Source organism: Clostridium zeae, assembly GCF_017312485.1.
GTDB classification, from domain to species: Bacteria; Bacillota; Clostridia; order Clostridiales; family Clostridiaceae; genus Clostridium_AR; species Clostridium_AR zeae.
Genome location: NZ_BMBA01000039.1, coordinates 1 through 358, shown reverse-complemented (window position 1 = coordinate 358; position 358 = coordinate 1). Strand labels below are relative to the sequence as shown.

Genomic DNA, 358 nt, shown 5'->3' with positions numbered 1-358 from the left:
TGAGTAACACGTGGGTAACCTGCCTTATAGAGGGGGATAGCCTTCCGAAAGGAAGATTAATACCGCATAACATTTTCGTTTCGCATGAAATGAAAATCAAAGGAGCAATCCGCTATAAGATGGACCCGCGGCGCATTAGCTAGTTGGTGAGGTAATGGCTCACCAAGGCGACGATGCGTAGCCGACCTGAGAGGGTGATCGGCCACATTGGAACTGAGATACGGTCCAGACTCCTACGGGAGGCAGCAGTGGGGAATATTGCACAATGGGGGAAACCCTGATGCAGCAACGCCGCGTGAGTGATGAAGGCCTTCGGGTTGTAAAGCTCTGTCTTTGGGGACGATAATGACGGTACCCA

General features: G+C 51.7%; 1 rRNA gene. It reads left to right on the top strand.

What is annotated here, in order from left to right:
- Positions 1-358 (top strand): 16S ribosomal RNA (locus J3477_RS26000); the annotation flags it as partial.